Below are 17,971 nucleotides of genomic sequence, written 5' to 3'. Positions count from 1 at the left end.
AACAACGGGAAGGGGCTCCGGAACCAATGGTTCCGGAGCCCCTTCCCGTTGTGCCCCGCTACTTCTCGAACGGGCTCCGCACCGGGAAGTACGCCTCGAGGAACGGCGTGATGAGGTCCTTCTGTCCCGTCACGTCCTGCTCCGTCGAGACGGTGTCGTTGACGCAGAACACCGTCTTGTCGCGGTTCGCGAGCAGCCGCCCGAGCCGGGCCTCCGTCCACGGGTGCGTCAGGTCCAGGTAGCTGTACGGCAGCTTCGACGGCACCGCCCGCTGCGTGTGGAACGCGTAGTAGTGGTGCAGGGACGACGCGATGGAGATGTCGTCGATGCTGCGGAACCTGCTCGCCTCCGTGCGGCGGTACTGCGCCTCGAACTCGGACTCGATCTCGGTCAGCACGCTGCGGCGCAGCGCGTGCGGCATGTGCTTCATCTTCTGCACGAGCACCGCACCGTAGCGTTCCTCGATCAGGCGGCGGTTGTTCTTGCCCGCTGCCGCGACCGGCGGGTCCTCTGCGGTGCGCTCACCGAGCGGCACCAGCGCCGGGGACGGGAAGAACTTGGTGAGGCCGTTGGAGAGGAAGAAGTCCTGCGGCGTCACCTCGCTGCCGAGCATCACGTCGTCGTTGAAGTAGAGGAAGTGCTCGGAGAGCCCCTCGATGTGGTGCAGCTGGCTCTCGATGGCGTGCGAGTTGAACGTGGGCAGCAGGTTCGGGGAGCGGAAGATCTCCTTGTGGCTGACCACCTGCAGGCCCGGCACCTCGGTGTTCAGCCAGTCCGGGGTCTGGTCGTCCGTCACGAGGTAGATGGTGCGCACCCACGGCGCGTACATGTGCAACGAGCGCAGGGAGAAGCGCAGTTCGTCGCGGCTCAGGTAACGCGCAGCGTTGGCCGCCTCCGCGTGGTAGCCCTCGCCGGAGAACTCGGCCCGGCGCCGCAGCCACGCGGGGTCGGCGCCGTCCACCCAGGTGTAGACGACGTCGACGGGGAAGGTGACCGTGTCGGTGGGGACGACGGCCAGCTCGGCCCGTGTGGGCACCTGCGGCGCGTCGGCGGCCTCACGGGGCGCGAGGTCGGTGAAGTACGCCTCCGACACCGTGACGGTCCCGCCCTGGAGCGGCAGGGCCGCGGCGAGCTTCCCGGGGCGCGGGGCCGTCAGCAGGCCCTCTTCCTCGTGCCAGAACTCGATGTCGCAGCCGTACTCCGCGCCGAGCTTCAGCTGGCGGGTGGGGTCGGTGCGGTACCACGTGACGCGGACGATCTCCGCGTCACGCAGGCGGCGCCAGGTGGAGGGCTCGTAGCCCGGCAGCGAGCCGCGGGGGGCGGGGCCGTTGCCGCTGACCTCGGCGGCGTAGCCGGGCTCGTCGCGGCAGGCGGCGGCGAGCGCCTTCAGTACCTCGGCGCGGTCCTCGACGCGGACGGCGACCGCGGACGCGCGGTCCGAACGGCCCCGTACACAGAAGTGCTCGATACCGGCCCCGGCCAGCACCCGCAGCACGGTGGAGAGATTGTCCCGGCGGGCCTGCAGCGGAGTCGTACCCTCCGCCACCAGCGCGACCTTCAGTTCCTGGCCGACGGAGATCACGGCGCGGTCGGGTCCTGAGGCGAGGGCCTCGTAACGCCGGGCCACGCGGCCGGCACGGATGCGCTCCGCGACGGCGGTGCCATTGGCTATACGCGTCTTCAGACGGCGACGCACATCGGCATCGACCTGCGAGACGATCGCCCGCCGCACACTCTCCGGTACGGCTCGGCGGTAGACCCCAAGCAGCCGGGGTGCCTCGGGATTTCGCACTGCGGGCGACTCCTTGAACGTAATCGTAAGGAACAGTGAACACCTTCAGTATGACCGGTGTTCCCTGCCCTCCGGGCCGCCGGGCGCGGTATCCCGCCACCGTGGCCGGACCTGGTCACACGCCCGTGCGAACCGTTCGCACGGGCCGGAGAACGACCGGCGCGCGGGGCTTCCGCGCGCCCCCCAGGAGCCGGGTCCCGAACCCGGCGGCCGGGCCCGTGTCACGGGCCCGGCCGCCGGGTCGGTCGCGTCCGGCCGCCCGGCATCCCTGTGGTGCCGGCCGGCGGCCTCGCCCCGCGCCCGAGGATCGAAACCGGAGGATCAGAAGGGGTCGAAGCCCTCGAACTCCTTCTGCGCCTCGTCCCGCTCGGCGTCGCGGTCGCGTCGCCGCTGCGCGGCCGGACGCGGCGCCTCGAGGCGGTGGTCCTCGCCACGACGGCCGAGCATCTCCGCGCCGGCCATCATCGTCGGCTCCCAGTCGAAGACGACCGCGTTGTCCTCGGGTCCGATGGCCACGCCGTCGCCGGCGCGGGCACCCGCCTTCATCAACTGGTCCTCGACACCGAGGCGGTTGAGGCGGTCGGCCAGGTAGCCGACGGCCTCGTCGTTGTTGAAGTCGGTCTGGCGCACCCAGCGCTCCGGCTTCTCGCCGCGCACCCGGAAGAGACCGTCCTCCTCCTGACGGACGGTGAAGCCCGCGTCGTCGACCGCCTTCGGGCGGATCACGATCCGGGTCGCCTCCTCCACGGGCTTGGCGGCCCGCGCCTCCGCGATGATCTCGGCCAGCGCGAAGGACAGCTCCTTCAATCCCTTGTGCGCCACCGCCGACACCTCGAACACGCGGTAGCCGCGCCCCTCGAGGTCGGGGCGGATCATGTCCGCGAGGTCCTGGCCGTCCGGGATGTCGACCTTGTTGAGGACGACGATGCGGGGCCGGTCGTCGAGGCCGCCGTACTGCCGCAGCTCCTCCTCGATGACGTCGAGGTCGGAGACCGGGTCACGGTCGGACTCCAGCGTCGCCGTGTCCAGGACGTGCACGAGCACCGAGCAGCGCTCGACGTGGCGCAGGAACTCCAGGCCCAGGCCGCGGCCCTGACTGGCACCCGGGATCAGTCCGGGGACGTCCGCGATGGTGTAGACGGTCGAGCCCGCCGTGACGACGCCCAGGTTCGGCACGAGGGTGGTGAAGGGGTAGTCCGCGATCTTCGGCTTGGCGGCGCTGAGCACGGAGATCAGCGACGACTTGCCGGCGCTCGGGTAGCCCACGAGCGCGACGTCGGCGACCGTCTTGAGCTCCAGCACGATGTCGCCGGTCTGACCCGGCACACCCAGCAGCGCGAATCCGGGGGCCTTGCGGCGCGCGGACGCGAGGGCCGCGTTGCCGAGGCCTCCCCGGCCGCCCTCGGCGGCCACGAAGGTCGTGCCCTGGCCCACCAGGTCGGCGAGGACGTTGCCCTCCTTGTCGAGGACGACGGTGCCGTCGGGGACCGGCAGGACCAGGTCCTGGCCGTCCTTGCCGGAGCGGTTGCCGCCCTCACCGGGCTTGCCGTTGGTGGCCTTCCGGTGCGGGCTGTGGTGGTAGTCGAGCAGCGTGGTGACGGACTGGTCGACGACCAGGATCACGTCCCCGCCACGGCCGCCGTTGCCGCCGTCCGGTCCGCCGAGGGGCTTGAACTTCTCCCGGTGAACGGAGGCGCAGCCGTGGCCTCCGTTACCCGCGGCGACGTGCAGCTCGACGCGGTCCACGAAGGTGGTCATGGATGTGCCTCCAGTAATGACGTGTGACGTACGTACGTAAATGTCTGTCTCTCAACACACGAAAGGCGGACCCGCTTCCCGTACGGGAAGTGAGGTCCGCCCCTCGCGAAGGATTCCGGTCAGGCGACCGGAACGATGTTCACGACCTTGCGGCCACGGTGGGTACCGAACTCCACCGCGCCGGGCTGCAGCGCGAACAGCGTGTCGTCGCCGCCACGGCCGACGCCGGCGCCGGGGTGGAAGTGGGTGCCGCGCTGGCGGACCAGGATCTCACCGGCGAGCACGACCTGACCGCCGAAGCGCTTCACGCCGAGCCGCTGGGCATTGGAGTCGCGACCGTTCCGGGTGGACGATGCGCCCTTCTTGTGTGCCATCTCTCCTCAGTCCCTTACTTCGCAGCCGTGGGGATGCCGGTGACCTTGATCGCCGTGTACTGCTGACGGTGACCCTGGCGGCGGCGGTAGCCGGTCTTGTTCTTGTAGCGAAGGATGTCGATCTTCGCGCCCTTGTGGTGGTCCACGACCTCGGCCGTGACCTTGATACCGGCCAGCACCCACGGGTCGCTGGTCACGGCGTCGCCGTCGACAACGAGCAGGGTCGAGAGCTCGACCGTGTCGCCAACATTGGCGGTGGAAATCTTGTCAACCTCAACGATGTCGCCGACAGCAACCTTGTGCTGGCGACCACCGCTGCGCACGATGGCGTACACGCGGATCTCTCTCTCGCTCGAACGAAACTCCTGATGCCAGCCGCTCGCACGGGCCTGGGGCCCATGACGGTCCGGAATGGACGAGCGGCCTCTCCCGGCGGGCCGGGAGGGAGGTGCTCAGGAGTGGACGTGTAAGGAAACACGCCGAGGGTCAAGGTTACGGGCCGCCGCTCGGAGGGTCAAACCGGCCCCCCGCCTGCGACTGCGAGGCGACCGGCCGCTTCCCTGCCCGTCTCCCGCGGTCGGCGCGATTCCCTCGCCCACGGTGTGCGGAAGCCGTGCGAACGCCGCAGAGGCCGGGCCGCGTTGCGCGCCGGGGGGCTCTGCCCCGACCCTGCGCCCGGGCGCCGCCGGAACGGCGGTGGGCCCCTCTCCGCGCAGGAGAGGGGCCCACCGCCGTACTGCGTGTGCCGTGCGGCCGGCTAGGCCTCCGTCGTGTCCGACGAGACGCCGGGGGCCGGCGTCTGCTCGGCGGCGACGGTCTTCTTGGAAGCCTTCTTCGCCGTCGTCTTCTTCGCAGCCGTCTTCTTGGCCGTGGTGGTCTTCTTGGCGGCCGCCTTCTTCGCCGTGGCCTTCTTGGCGGTCTTGCGGGCCGCCTTCTTGGCCGCCGGCGCCTCGGCACCGGCCTCCTCGGGCGCGGCCACCTCGGCCTCGGCCACCGCCTCGGGCTCGGCGGCCCTGGGCTCCGCGGCGACCACGACGACCGCGGCCTCCTCGGCGCCCGACGGCGAACCGGCCGGAGCCGTGACCTTGCGGGTCACCCGACGCCTGGCACGCGGCGGGGCCGCGGACGGCGCCTCCTCCACGACCGGGGCGGGAGCGGCCTCGGCCGCCTCCGGCTCGGCCGGGGCCGGGGCGACCGGGATGGTCGTCTCCACGACGGTCGGCTCCGCTGTCACGGGCGGGCCCGCCGGGGCGGACGCCTTCCGCGTGGCCCGGCGCCGGGTACGGCCCGCGGGGGCCGCCTCCTCCACCGGTGCCGCGGGCGCGGCCTCCGCTGCGGGCGCCGCCGGGGCCACCGGCTCGGAGACGGGCTCCACCACGGGCTCCGCGGCCTTCGGCGCGCCGGCCGGGGCCGACACCTTGCGGGTCGCACGGCGACGGCCACGGCCGCGCGTGGCTGCCGCCTCGGCCTCCGCCGCGCTGCTGTACAGCTCCTCGTCCGGTACGAACTCGGGCTCCGCGAGCGCCACCGGCGCCGCGGTCTCCGCGGCGACCTCCGCCTCCGTCTCGACCTCGAGCTCCGCCTCGGCCTGCTCCGGACGGCCCTCGATCTCCTGCGCGGCACCGCGGCCACGCTTCTTCGAGCGCTTCCCGCCACCGCCGCCCACGGACGTCGGCTGCTCCATGTGCACGATCACGCCGCGGCCGTTGCAGTGGACGCAGGTCTCGGAGAACGACTCCAACAGGCCCTGGCCGACCCGCTTACGGGTCATCTGGACGAGGCCCAGCGACGTCACCTCCGCCACCTGGTGCTTGGTCCGGTCACGGCCCAGGCACTCCAGGAGGCGTCGCATGACCAGGTCGCGGTTGGACTCGAGCACCATGTCGATGAAGTCGACGACGACGATGCCGCCCAGGTCGCGCAGCCGCAGCTGACGCACGATCTCCTCGGCCGCCTCCAGGTTGTTCCTGGTGACGGTCTCCTCGAGATTGCCGCCCTGACCGGTGAACTTCCCGGTGTTGACGTCGACCACGATCATGGCCTCGGTCTTGTCGATCACCAGCGAACCGCCGCTCGGCAGCCAGACCTTGCGGTCCAGCGCCTTCATCAGCTGCTCGTCGATCCGGTGGACCGCGAAGACATCGGTCTCGCTGGTCCAGCGCTGCAGCCGGTCGGCGAGGTCGGGCGCCACGTGCGAGACGTAGCCGTGGATGGTGTCCCACGCCTCGTCACCGCTGACGACGACCTTGGAGAAGTCCTCGTTGAAGATGTCGCGGACGACGCGGACGGTCATGTCCGGCTCGCCGTAGAGCAGCGTCGGGGCGTTGCCGCTCTTCGCCTTCTTCTGGATGTCCTCCCACTGCGCCTGCAGACGCTCGACGTCACGGCGCAGCTCGTCCTCGCTGGCGCCCTCGGCGGCGGTGCGCACGATCACGCCCGCGTCCTCGGGGACGATCTTCTTGAGGATGGTCTTCAGACGCGCGCGCTCGGTGTCGGGCAGCTTGCGGCTGATGCCGGTCATCGAGCCCTCGGGCACGTAGACCAGGTACCGGCCCGGCAGGGACACCTGGCTGGTGAGCCGGGCGCCCTTGTGGCCGATCGGGTCCTTGGTCACCTGGACGAGGACCGACTGACCGGACTTGAGGGCGGCCTCGATGCGGCGGGGACCGCCCGACATGCCGAGGGCCTCGAAGTTCACCTCACCGGCGTACAGGACCGCGTTGCGGCCCTTGCCGATGTCGACGAAGGCGGCCTCCATGGACGGCAGCACGTTCTGGACCTTGCCCAGGTAGACGTTGCCGACGTAGCTGGTGGCCTGCTCCTTGTTGACGTAGTGCTCGACGAGCACGTTGTCCTCGAGGACGCCGATCTGGGTGCGCTCGCCGCTCTGGCGGACGACCATCACCCGCTCGACGGCCTCGCGGCGCGCCAGGAACTCCGCCTCGGTGATGATCGGCACGCGGCGGCGGCCCTGCTCGCGGCCCTCCCGGCGGCGCTGCTTCTTCGCCTCGAGACGCGTCGAGCCCTTGATGGACTGGACCTCGTCGCTCGGCTCCTCCTTCTTACGGGGCTCGCGGACCTTGACGACCGTGCGCTCCGGGTCGTCGGTGACCGCTTCGGCCTCCGTGGCACCGTCACCGCTGCGCCGGCGGCGACGACGGCGACGACGGCTGCTGCTCGTGCCGGCGGCGGAAGGCGTGTCCGTCTCGGTCTCGTCCTCCTCGTCGCCCTCGTCCTGGGCGTCCTCCGCCTCGGCGTCCGCGTCCTCGGCGGACTCGTCCGCGTCGGGGGCCTCGCCACGGCGACGGCGGCGGCCACCACGACGGCGGCGGCGCGACGGGCGGTCCTCGTACTCGTCCTGCTCCTCGGCCTCGGCCTCGGCCTCGGCCGCTTCCGCCTCCTCGGGCTCCGCCTCGTCCTCGACCGGTGCGGCCTCGGCGGCGACGGGCTCTGCGACGGGCGCCTCCACGGGCTCCGCGGGCTCGCCACGACGACGGCGACGACGACGGCCGGCGGGCTCGGGGGCCGCGGTCTCGGCCGCGGGCGCCACCGCGGTCTCCTCTTCCTCCTCCGGCTCGGGGCTCGTCACCGCGGCGGCGGCCGCGGCTGCGGCCGTCTCCGGGGTCTGGAACATCGGCTCGGTGAAGACGGGGGCGCGGAAGGTGGGTACGGCCGGCCGCTGGGCACGGCGACCGCGGGCGGGCGCCTCCTCCGCGGCCTCCTCCGCCTTGGCGGCAGGCTGCGAGGTGAACTGCGGCGACACCGCGCGGCGGCGCGAGCGGCCACGGGTGGCGGCCTTCTCGGCTGCCGCGACCTCCGCCTCACCGGCGGCGATCTGGGAGACGGCGCTCTCGGGCAGGCTCTCGCCGGCCTCCGCGATCTCCTCGCCGACGGCCTGGGGAGCGCCTGCGGGGGCGGTCGCCTTACGGGTGGCACGGCGACGGCTGCGCGGCGCGGACACCTCGGCCTCGGCCTGCTCGCCCTCTTCCGCGGTCTCGGTCCTCGGCGTACCGGCGGGCGCGGACGCACGGCGGCGCGTGCGCCGGGTGACGGGAGCCTCCTCGACGGCGGCCTCGTTCTCCTCGGCCACGGTGGTCTCCTCCTCGTCGGCCTCGGCGACCGGGACGTCGGTCCCGGCCGGCGCCTCGACGGGCTTCGGCGCACCGGCGGGCGCGGAGGCACGGCGGCGCGTGCGCCGGGGGGCGACGGACTCCGCCTCCGCGGCCGGCGCCTCTTCGGCGGCGGGCTGCGGCTGCGCGGTCTCGGCGGTCAGCGGTTCGGCGGCCTGCGGTTCGGCGGCCTGCGGCGCACCGGCGGGCGCGGTGGCCTTACGGGTGGCACGGCGACGGGCACGCGGCGCGGGCTCGGCGCTCTCCTGCGTGGCGGTCACCTCCGCCGGAGCCGCCTGGGCCGCGCTGTCGGACTCGGCGGCCTGCGGCGCTTCGACGGCGGCCGGCGCACCGGCCGGAGCGGAGGCGCGGCGGCGGGCACGGCGGGGCGCGGGGGCCTCGTCGGCGACCGGCTCCGCGACCGCCTCGGTGACGGCGGGCTCCACGGCCTCCGCGGCCTGCGGCGAACCGGCCGGGGCCGTCGCCTTGCGCGTGGCACGGCGGCGCACGGGCCGCGTGGCGGCAGCGTCCTCGGCGGACTCGACGGCGACGGCCGTCTCCGGCTCGGCGGCCTCTGCGGCCTGCGGGGCACCGGCGGGCGCGGTGGCCTTACGGGTCGCACGGCGACGGGTGCGGGGCGCGGCCTCCTCGGCCTCGCCACCGACGGTGACGGCGGGCTCCGCGGCCTCCGCGGGCTGCGGCGAACCGGCCGGGGCCGTCGCCTTGCGGGTGGCACGGCGGCGCGCCCGCGGTTCGTCGGACACGGCCTTGGCGACCTGCGCGGCCTCCGCGGCAGCGGCGTCGGCGGGCGTCTCTTCGCCGGCCTCTCCGGAGCCGCCCACGACGGCGCCCACCGCGGCCACGGCCGGGATCACGGCCTCGGCGGCCTGCGCCTGATCGGCGGCGGAGTCCGCCGCCTTCGGGGCTCCTGCGGGACGCGACGCGGCGCGGCGCCTGCGGCGCGGCGGCAGGGTGTCACTGGGGCTGTTGTTGTGGTCTTCGTTCTCGTTGTTTCCGGCGGTGCCGGTTTCGTTCGACTCGAGCATGCGGGCGGTTCTCCCGTCACGCTCCCGGGCGCCGCGCCTGTATCCGGTCCGGCCGCGGCCCGCGTGATGTTCGCGGTGCCGCCGTCCGGGGCGCGGGCGCCGCACGGGAGCTGATGTCTGGCTCGCCGGTTCCGTACGCGATGTACGCACGGCCTGGCGAAAGTCTTTTGTGTCAGCGCGCGGCCCGACCCAGGTGGCTCCCGAGTGCAAGAGCCGCGCTACGACGACCGTCCTTACGCGGCGGGACCTTCCGGCGCCGTCGCAGAAGCGGTCCCGGCGGCCGTGGGTGGAGCGGCCGGGGCTGCCTCGCGGTCGGGCGCGAGCGGGTCGGTCACCGTGCCGGACTCCTCGTCGAAGAGCCCCTGCGCCAGCCTGGTCACCGCTGCGGGGACCGGCGGCGCCAGGTCGGCCACAGCTCGGAGACCGGACAGGACGTCGTCGGGTCGCACGGCAGGTGTCACGTGCCGAACAACCAGGCGCAGTATCGCACAGGGCGTGTCCCCGGTCCTATCGGACGCCTCGAGTGCCGCGACGGCGCCCCGTGCGTCGAAGGTGCGCATGCCGTTCTTCGTCTTCCGCCGGACCTCGACGGTCTCGGCGGCGAGGAAGGCGGCCACGGCGCTCTCCGCGTCGCGGGGCTCGACACCGTCCAGGCGCAGCTCCCACACGGAGGCGGTGAGCCGGTCGGCGAGGCCAGTGGTGCGGGCCTCGACGGCGTCGATGATGTCCAGCCCGTCCGGCAGCGACTCGTCGAGCAGCTCGCGCAGCTTGTCCGGGTCGCGGTGGTCGGTGAGGGCGATCTCCAGGAACTCGGCCTCGCTGCCCGTGCCGGTGGGTGCGGCATTGGCGTACGACACCTTCGGGTGCGGGGTGAAGCCCGCCGAGTACGCCATGGGCACCTCGGCGCGCCGCAGTGCCCGCTCGAACGCACGCTGGAAGTCACGGTGGCTGGTGAACCGGAGGCGGCCGCGCTTGGTGTAGCGCAGACGGATGCGCTGCACCGCAGGTGCGGGCGGCGGGCCTTCGGGCTGTCGCTTGCCCAGTGGTTCTTCTCCTCGGTGTGGAGCGGGCGCGGGTGGCGCGCCGCCCTCAAGGTGCGGGGTGCTCCCCGGGGGCCGAGCGGTTCACCCCTGCTTGTGCAGGGAGATCTCGGGTTCGGCCGCCACGCCGGGAACGGTCTGTGTTTGTTGTCTGCCACCCAGGTTACGCGCCTGACCCGCCGTGCCCACCACGGGCCGCGGCTCGCGGGGCGCGCCGATCAGCGCACGCCAGGCGTCGCGCCGTGCCTGACGCACGGTTTCGCGCGCCGACGCGAGCGCCGCCGCCGCCGCGCGGCCCGCCTGCGCGGCGGCCCTGGCGGCCGGGCGCCACACGGCATCGCGCACGAAGTGCCCGACGGGCGTGCACACGCCGCGGTAGAACCAGCGCGCCGGGCGGCCCACCAGGTTCCACGCGAACCACTTCAGTCCGCGGCCGACCGCACGCGAGATGTAGCCGGCGATCCGCCAGGCCACGGCGAGCGCCGCCGAGATCTCCCGGCCGACGGGGGCGAGGACGTACCGGTACAGCCACACCACGGGCACCACCAGCAGCGTCCGCACCAGCTGGACGCAGCCCCGGCCGAGGGCGCGCAGGAGCCAGGCGACGCCGTGGCCGAGCGGAGTCAGCAGCTGCCGGTACACCCACACCACGGGCACCACCAGCCCGTACGTCACCACCGGCACCACCACGTACCGCCACAGCGCCACCCACGGCCAGTAGAACAACGCCTTGCCGAGCCAGGTCAGCACGGCCGCGAGCCCGTGGCCGAGCGGCGTGAGGAGCGTGCGGGCGATCCACCGCGCCGGCGCGAGGAGCAGGTGCTCCACGAGCCAGGCGATGCCGTGGCCGAGCGGGGTCAGCAACTGCCGGTACACCCACACCACGGGCACCACCAGCCCGTACGTCACCACCGGCACCACCACGTACCGCCACAGCGCCACCCACGGCCAGTAGAACAACGCCTTGGCGATGACGGTGGCCACCCACCCCACGGCACGCGCCACGGGGGTGAGCACCTTCTCGAAGACCCAGGCCAGCGCCCGCCCGAGCGGCCTCAGCAGCACCCGCTCCACGGCCCTGCCGCACAGGACCAGGACGTCCCACACCATCCGCACGGGGACGACGACGAGCAGCACCACGACGCGCACCGGGATCCGGACTACCTGCGCGAGGCAGCCGTCGCCCGGCTCGTAGTCCTTCGGGGCCGTGTGCGCGCCGTGGCGCTGCGGGGCGGTCCCCTGCGGCGGCTTCTCCAAGTCCATGACAGAGATGACGCGGCGGAGGCCTGTTCGGATCCCTTACCAGCGATTTTTCCCGCTCACGCGGGGCGGGTGGCTCCCTCGCCACGGCGTACGACGCGCAGCGGATCGTCGTCGAGCAGCTCCTGCGGCAGCAGCGCCGCCGGGACGTTCTGGTAACTGACGGGCCGCAGGAAGCGTTCGACGGCACCGATGCCCACCGAGGTGGTCGCCGGGGCGGAGGTGGCGGGGTAGGACCTCCTTGGCTCAGGGCGTGACCGACCTCCACGCCGGTGGGCCGGCCGTTGAAGACGAGGCGCCCGGCCAGGAGTTCCAAGGCTCGAGAGCCCGGCCGGACCGCTCGGCGGCGCGTCGGCGGGTTCCTCTGCGAGGTCTAGGATCGCGAAACGATTCCCGTCCAACACGAAAAACGCATGCACTGATACCGGGAGAGCATCATTGTTCACGCTGTCGCAGCTGACCACCTTCGTGGCCGTCGCCGAGGAACTGCACACTTCGGCCGGGCAGCCGAACGCCTCCGGATGACACAGCCGCCCCTCAGCCGGCAGATCCAGCTGCTGGAGGGGTTCCTGGGTGCCCAGTTGTTCGACCGCTCCAACCGCTCCGTACGGCTGACACCGGCGGGGCGCGCCTTTCTCCATGACGCCCGGCGCATCCTCCGCCAGGCGGAACAGGCCACCCTGGCCGTGCGGCAGGTCTCGGCCGGCGAAGCGGGCAGCATCGCCATCGGCTTCACAGCCGCCGGCGCCTACTCCATGCTCGACACACTGCTGGCCACCGCCCGCGCCTCGGTGCCGGGGGTGGAGATCGTGCTCCGGGAGATGGTGACTCGCGATCAGCTGGAGGCACTGGGCGCGTCCGGCCTCGATCTGGCCCTGGTCCGGCCGCCCGTCACCGACGCGGACCTGACGTACCGGCCGGCGGTACGGGAACAGCTCGTCGCCGCCCTGCCCGTCGGCCATCCGCTCGCCACCGCCGCCGACGACGGTGAACCGCTCGACATCAGGGCCTTCGACAGGCAGGAGGTCCTGATGTACTCGCCCGTGGAGGCGCGCTACTTCCACGAACTCCTGATCAGCGTCTTCCGCGCGGCCGGGATCACCCCCGTCTTCTCCCAGTACCTCAGCCAGGTCCACAGCATCCTGGCGCTGGTCAACGGCGGCTGGGGAGTGGCGCTGGTGCCCGAGACCGCCGCGCTGCTGCGCTACGCCGGCGTCGTCTTCCGACCCGTACGGCTGACCGCCCCGGCGCCCGTCGAGCTCACGCTCGCCTGGCGTACCAACAACGACAACCCCGCCCTGAGCGCTCTTCTCGAACATCTGTGAGGCCCGTGGGAGGCCTCGCCGTCCGATTCCTTTTCGGCATCACAGGATACGAAACGGGTGTTGGACCTGTATCCGTGCGGCTCCTAGCTTCCTCTGTAGGGAGAGTCCGCCGGAGCCTCACCAGGGACAGGTGCTCCTTCCGGCGACAGCATTCACCTCTTGCCCTGGTCCGTCGGGGACCGGGTCGAGCCGCACCCGCCTCCCGCCCCGGTCCCGGCCACGCCGTCGCTCCTCCCCCGCCCCGTACCACCGACCCGAGGACTCCCATGAGCGCCGCGCCTTCCGGCACCTCCCAGCCAGTCGTCACCTCGATGCGCGTCATCCCCGTCGCGGGCCAGGACAGCATGCTGCTGAACCTCAGCGGCGCCCACGCCCCCTACTTCACCCGCAATCTCGTCGTCCTGACCGACTCCGAGGGACGCACCGGGGTCGGCGAGGTCCCTGGCGGCGAGAAGATCCGCTCCACTCTGCAGGAGGCCGAGGACCTGGTGGCCGGGGAGCCCCTCGGCCGGTACCAAGCGGTCCTGCGCGCGGTCCGCGAGCGCTTCGCGGACCGGGACACCGCCGGGCGGGGCTCGCAGACCTTCGACCTCCGGATCACGGTGCATGCCGTCACCGCCCTGGAGTCCGCCCTGCTCGACCTTCTCGGACAGCATCTGGGTGTGCCCGTGAGCGCGCTGCTCGGTGAGGGGCGCCAGCGGGACCGCGTGCCCGTGCTCGGCTACCTCTTCTACATCGGCGACCGCGGGCGCACCGACCTGCCCTACCGCAGCGAGCCGGACGCCCAGGACGACTGGCTGCGGCTGCGGAACGAGGAGGCGCTCACCCCCGCCGCTGTCGTCGCCCTCGCGGAGGCGGCCCAGCGGCGTTACGGGTTCCAGGACTTCAAGCTCAAGGGCGGTGTCCTGGAGGGCCGGCAGGAGGCCGAGGCGGTCCGGGCCCTCGCCGAGCGCTTCCCCGGGGCCCGGATCACGCTGGACCCCAACGGCGCCTGGCCGGTGGAGGAAGCCGTCGCGCTGGGCCGCGAGCTGGCCGGCGTCCTCGCCTACGCGGAGGACCCTTGCGGCCCGGAGGGCGGCTACTCCGGCCGCGAGACGATGGCCGAGTTCCGGCGCGCCACCGGGCTGCGGACCGCCACCAACATGATCGCCACCGACTGGCGGCAGCTCGGCCACGCCGTTCGCGCCGACGCGGTCGACATCCCGCTGGCCGACCCGCACTTCTGGACCATGCAGGGTTCCGTGCGGGTCGCCCAGCTCTGCGAGGCGTGGGGACTGACCTGGGGCTCGCACTCCAACAACCACTTCGACGTGTCGCTGGCCATGTTCACCCATGTCGCCGCCGCGGCTCCCGGCGAGATCACGGCCATCGACACCCACTGGATCTGGCAGGACGGCCAGCGGCTCACGACCGCACCGTTCGAGATCAAGGACGGCATGCTCGAGGTACCCGTACGCCCGGGTCTCGGCGTCACGCTCGACATGGAGCAGGTGGAGGCGGCCCACGAGCTCTACCGCAGCCTGGGGCTCGGGTCCAGGGACGACGCGACCGCCATGCGTCACCTGGTGCCCGGCTGGGAGTTCGACAGCAAGCGGCCCGCGCTGGTGCGGTGAGCCCACGAAAGGGCCCGGCCGCGGGTTTCCCCGCGGCCGGGCCCTTTCCGATGTCCTGGCGGCGCTACTTCACGACGGTCAGCGGGAGCAGCTTCTTGCCCGTCGGACCGATCTGGATGTGCGTGTCCATCTGCGGGCACACGCCGCAGTCGAAGCACGGCGTCCAGCGGCAGTCCTCGACCTCGGTCTCGTCGAGGGCGTCCTGCCAGTCCTCCCAGAGCCAGTCCTTGTCGAGACCGGAGTCCAGGTGGTCCCAGGGCAGGACCTCCTCGTACGTGCGCTCACGGGTGGTGTACCAGTCGACGTCGACGCCGAAGTCCGGCAGCGTCTTCTCGGCGCACGCCATCCAGCGGTCGTACGAGAAGTGCTCGCGCCAGCCGTCGAAGCGGCCGCCGTCCTCGTACACGGCGCGGATGACCGCGCCGACACGGCGGTCACCGCGCGACAGCAGGCCCTCGACGATGCCGGGCTTGCCGTCGTGGTAGCGGAAGCCGATCGAGCGGCCGTACTTCTTGTCGCCGCGGATCTTGTCGCGCAGCTTCTCGAGGCGCGCGTCGGTCTCCTCCGCGCTCAGCTGCGGCGCCCACTGGAACGGCGTGTGCGGCTTGGGCACGAAGCCGCCGATGGACACGGTGCAGCGGATGTCGTTGGAGCCGGACACCTCGCGGCCCTTGGCGATGACGTTGACCGCCATGTCGCCGATCTGCAGGACGTCCTCGTCGGTCTCCGTCGGCAGGCCGCACATGAAGTACAGCTTCACCTGGCGCCAGCCGTTGCCGTAGGCGGTGGCGACCGTACGGATCAGGTCCTCCTCCGAGACCATCTTGTTGATGACCTTGCGCATGCGCTCGGAGCCGCCCTCGGGGGCGAACGTCAGGCCGGACCTGCGGCCGTTCCTCGTCAGCTCGTTGGCCAGGTCGACGTTGAACGCGTCGACACGGGTCGAGGGCAGCGAGAGGCCGATCTTGTCCTCTTCGTACCGGTCCGCGAGGCCCTTCGCGATGTCGCCGATCTCGCTGTGGTCCGCGGAGGACAGCGACAGCAGGCCGACCTCCTCGAAGCCGGTCGCCTTGAGACCCTTCTCCACCATGTCGCCGATGCCGGTGATGCTTCGCTCCCGCACGGGGCGCGTGATCATGCCGGCCTGGCAGAAGCGGCAGCCGCGGGTGCAGCCGCGGAAGATCTCGACGGACATCCGCTCGTGGACGGTCTCGGCGAGCGGGACCAGCGGCTGCTTCGGGTAGGGCCACTCGTCGAGGTCCATGACGGTGTGCTTGGACACCCGCCACGGCACGCCCGACCTGTTCGGGACGACACGGCCGATGCGGCCGTCGGGCAGGTACTCGACGTCGTAGAAGCGCGGCACGTACACGTTGCCGGTCTTCGCGAGACGGAACAGGACCTCCTCGCGCCCGCCCGGGCGGCCCTCGGCCTTCCACGCGCGGATGATCTCGGTCATGTCGAGCACGGCCTGCTCGCCGTCGCCGATGACCGCGCAGTCGATGAAGTCCGCGATCGGCTCGGGGTTGAACGCCGCGTGCCCGCCGGCCAGCACGATCGGGTGGTCCACCGTGCGGTCCTTGGACTCCAGCGGGATGCCCGCCAGGTCGAGGGCCGTGAGCATGTTGGTGTAACCGAGCTCCGTGGAGAAGCTCAGCCCGAAGACGTCGAACGCGCCGACGGGCCGGTGGCTGTCCACCGTGAACTGCGGGACCTTGTGCTCACGCATCAGCTCCTCGAGGTCCGGCCAGACGCTGTACGTGCGCTCGGCCAGCACGCCCTCGCGCTCGTTCAGGACCTCGTAGAGGATCATGACGCCCTGGTTGGGCAGACCGACCTCGTAGGCGTCCGGGTACATGAGCGCCCAGCGGACGTCGCAGGACTCCCAGGGCTTGACGGTGGAGTTCAGCTCACCGCCGACGTACTGGATGGGCTTCTGCACATGCGGGAGCAGCGCTTCGAGCTGTGGGAAGACCGACTCGGCAGACATGGAAACCTTCTGGGCTGGCAAGGGGGCGACTCTCAAGCGTACCCGCCCGCTCAGCGGGCGAGAGCCGTCCGGATCCGGGGGACCGACGTCTCCGCCCACACCCCGGGCAGCTCCGCCTCCCGCGCCCGTGCCCGGGCCTCCTCCCGGCCGTACAGCAGTCCCCAGACGAAGGTGGTCTCCCCAGCGGCGTGGGCCCGGACCGCCAGGTCACGCAGCGCCTCCCTGGCGACGACGCTGTCCTGGTGGTCGCCGAGGACGCTCTGCACGGCCTTCATGCGCTTCCCGAACCGCTTGGCGGCCTTGCCGAGCGCGGGCCGCGCGACCTCGGCGGCGTACCGTGCGCGCTTGGCCGCCTTGCGGGCGTCGTGCATGGCGTGGTCCCGCTCCTCCCCCTCCGGCAGGGACAGGGCCCTGTCCATACGGGCGGCCAGCCGGTCGTATTCCTTCAGCACGGCCTTGGCGAGTACGGCCCCGGGCTCTCCCGCTGCCGCCTTCAACAGGGGTGGGCGGGCGCACAGCGCGTCCAGCGCGTCGAGCAGGGCGAGATAGCGGTCGCTGTCGAGCGCGGCGATCACCGTCTTCCGCGCGTCCGCCGCGCCGGCCACGGCCCACGCGGTCAGCCGCGCGTCCACCGGGCCGAGGAGCAGCGTCACGGGCACGGCGTCGACCCGCTCGGCCAGCCGTTCCGCGAGCACCTCCTGATCACGGGCGACGCCCAGCTCCCCGGCGAGCCACTTGAGCTCGTCGATCAGGGGCCCCGTGACCTCGCGGTCGACGACCCTCCGGTACGACCGCAGGGCGCTGCGCAGCCGCCGGGTGGCGACCCGCATCTGATGCACGGCGTCGGGCAGGTCGCGGCGCACCCCGGGGTCGTGGGCGACGACCGCGGCGACCTCCTTCCGCAGATAGGCGAGAACGTGATCGCCCGCCGTCCGCGCCGGCCCTGTCCCTCCCTCGCGCTCCGCAGGACCGTCCCCGGTCGCCGTCAGTGCCCTGGCCAGCTTGGACGGCGCGGCGGCCGTGCGGACGCCCGCCTTCCTGAGCTTCTTGTGGACGGTGTCGAGAAACGCGGGGTCGCCGCCGTCGGCGAGCTCCACCTCGATCTCGTCCCACTGCGCGGTCCCCTCACCGCCATGGAGGCGCTCCGCGACGACGGCGTCCCGGCTGAGTTCCGCGAGGAGGGCGCCGTCGGCGTCGACGAGGTGCTGTACGTCCCGCGAGGACAGCAGCCGCATCACGGGCACGAGCTCACGGCCCCGCGTGTACACCCGAACGAGGCCGGCCAGGTCGTCCGGCACACCGTCGGACAGGGGCGCGGCGATCTCGTCCCGCACTCCGGGCGCCACGGGCAGCTTCAGATGCCACCCCGCATCGGCGCCTCCGGTTCTGCGCCGCAGAGTGACGGACGAGGCGGCCAGCCTCAGATCGGCGGTGTCGTAGTACACGGCATCCAGCTCGGCCACGCCCTTCCCCACGACCCCGGCCACACGGGGCACTTCGGTCAGGTCGGGCAACGGGGTGTCGGGGGTGGCTTCGTACTTCCGCTCGATCTCGCGCTTGGTGTCCGCCATACATCGAATCTAGCCGCGCGCCGCCGCGGAGGGCAGCCCACCCGCGCCGCACGGGCGTCACGCTCACGGACCGGGCACGGCCAGGAGCACCGC

At 72.5% G+C, this 17,971-nt stretch carries 12 protein-coding genes; 2 read left to right on the top strand and 10 right to left on the bottom strand.

Going from position 1 to position 17,971, the window contains the following annotated elements; all coding sequences use genetic code 11:
* Nucleotides 1-58: 58 nt before the first annotated feature.
* From SPRI_RS24435 to SPRI_RS38555, 8 genes are all read right to left on the bottom strand, one after another.
* On the bottom strand, nt 59-1,792 hold the full coding sequence (locus tag SPRI_RS24435) for a stealth family protein (protein ID WP_005317686.1): 1,734 nt from the start codon (nt 1,790-1,792) through the stop codon (nt 59-61).
* Nucleotides 1,793-2,113: 321 nt separating this feature from the next.
* Nucleotides 2,114-3,550: a GTPase ObgE gene (gene obgE, locus SPRI_RS24430; protein ID WP_053557312.1), complete on the bottom strand. Its 1,437-nt coding sequence runs from the start codon at nt 3,548-3,550 to the stop codon at nt 2,114-2,116.
* Nucleotides 3,551-3,669: 119 nt separating this feature from the next.
* Nucleotides 3,670-3,924: a 50S ribosomal protein L27 gene (gene rpmA, locus SPRI_RS24425; protein ID WP_005317677.1), complete on the bottom strand. Its 255-nt coding sequence runs from the start codon at nt 3,922-3,924 to the stop codon at nt 3,670-3,672.
* A gap of 14 nt (nt 3,925-3,938) precedes the next feature.
* Entirely contained in the window at nt 3,939-4,259 is a 321-nt protein-coding gene (rplU, locus tag SPRI_RS24420) for a 50S ribosomal protein L21 (protein WP_005317674.1), read from the bottom strand.
* 422 nt (nt 4,260-4,681) lie between these two features.
* On the bottom strand, nt 4,682-9,079 hold the full coding sequence (locus SPRI_RS24415) for an Rne/Rng family ribonuclease (RefSeq protein WP_053557311.1): 4,398 nt from the start codon (nt 9,077-9,079) through the stop codon (nt 4,682-4,684).
* A 233-nt stretch (nt 9,080-9,312) separates the two neighbouring features.
* Nucleotides 9,313-10,080 (bottom strand): TIGR03936 family radical SAM-associated protein, encoded by a 768-nt coding sequence (locus SPRI_RS24410; RefSeq protein ID WP_005317669.1) that lies wholly within the window; start codon nt 10,078-10,080, stop codon nt 9,313-9,315.
* A 123-nt stretch (nt 10,081-10,203) separates the two neighbouring features.
* The gene (locus SPRI_RS24405) at nt 10,204-11,382 is read right to left on the bottom strand and encodes a hypothetical protein (RefSeq protein ID WP_037774650.1); all 1,179 of its coding nucleotides are present in this window, start codon (nt 11,380-11,382) and stop codon (nt 10,204-10,206) included.
* A 56-nt stretch (nt 11,383-11,438) separates the two neighbouring features.
* A complete protein-coding gene (locus SPRI_RS38555; protein ID WP_158685191.1) occupies nt 11,439-11,579 on the bottom strand; it encodes a hypothetical protein in 141 nt (46 codons plus the stop codon).
* Between the two features lie 321 nt (nt 11,580-11,900).
* Between SPRI_RS38555 and SPRI_RS24400 the strand changes: the two genes are divergently transcribed.
* Together SPRI_RS24400 and gudD are read left to right on the top strand one after the other, a co-directional pair.
* A complete protein-coding gene (locus tag SPRI_RS24400; RefSeq protein WP_107082445.1) occupies nt 11,901-12,704 on the top strand; it encodes a LysR family transcriptional regulator in 804 nt (267 codons plus the stop codon).
* A 266-nt stretch (nt 12,705-12,970) separates the two neighbouring features.
* On the top strand, nt 12,971-14,317 hold the full coding sequence (gudD, locus tag SPRI_RS24395; RefSeq protein ID WP_005317657.1) for a glucarate dehydratase: 1,347 nt from the start codon (nt 12,971-12,973) through the stop codon (nt 14,315-14,317).
* A 64-nt stretch (nt 14,318-14,381) separates the two neighbouring features.
* On the opposite strand, the gene SPRI_RS24390 is transcribed toward gudD, so the two are convergent.
* The gene (locus SPRI_RS24390; protein ID WP_053557310.1) at nt 14,382-16,307 is read right to left on the bottom strand and encodes a TIGR03960 family B12-binding radical SAM protein; all 1,926 of its coding nucleotides are present in this window, start codon (nt 16,305-16,307) and stop codon (nt 14,382-14,384) included.
* Nucleotides 16,308-16,357: 50 nt separating this feature from the next.
* Nucleotides 16,358-17,878, bottom strand: a complete 1,521-nt coding sequence (locus SPRI_RS24385) for a CYTH and CHAD domain-containing protein (RefSeq protein WP_053557309.1) — start codon at nt 17,876-17,878, stop codon at nt 16,358-16,360.
* Between the last annotated feature and the right edge of the window lie 93 nt (nt 17,879-17,971).

It is taken from the genome of Streptomyces pristinaespiralis, assembly GCF_001278075.1.
GTDB lineage: Bacteria > Actinomycetota > Actinomycetes > Streptomycetales > Streptomycetaceae > Streptomyces > Streptomyces pristinaespiralis.
This window is presented reverse-complemented; position numbering and strand designations above follow the sequence as displayed.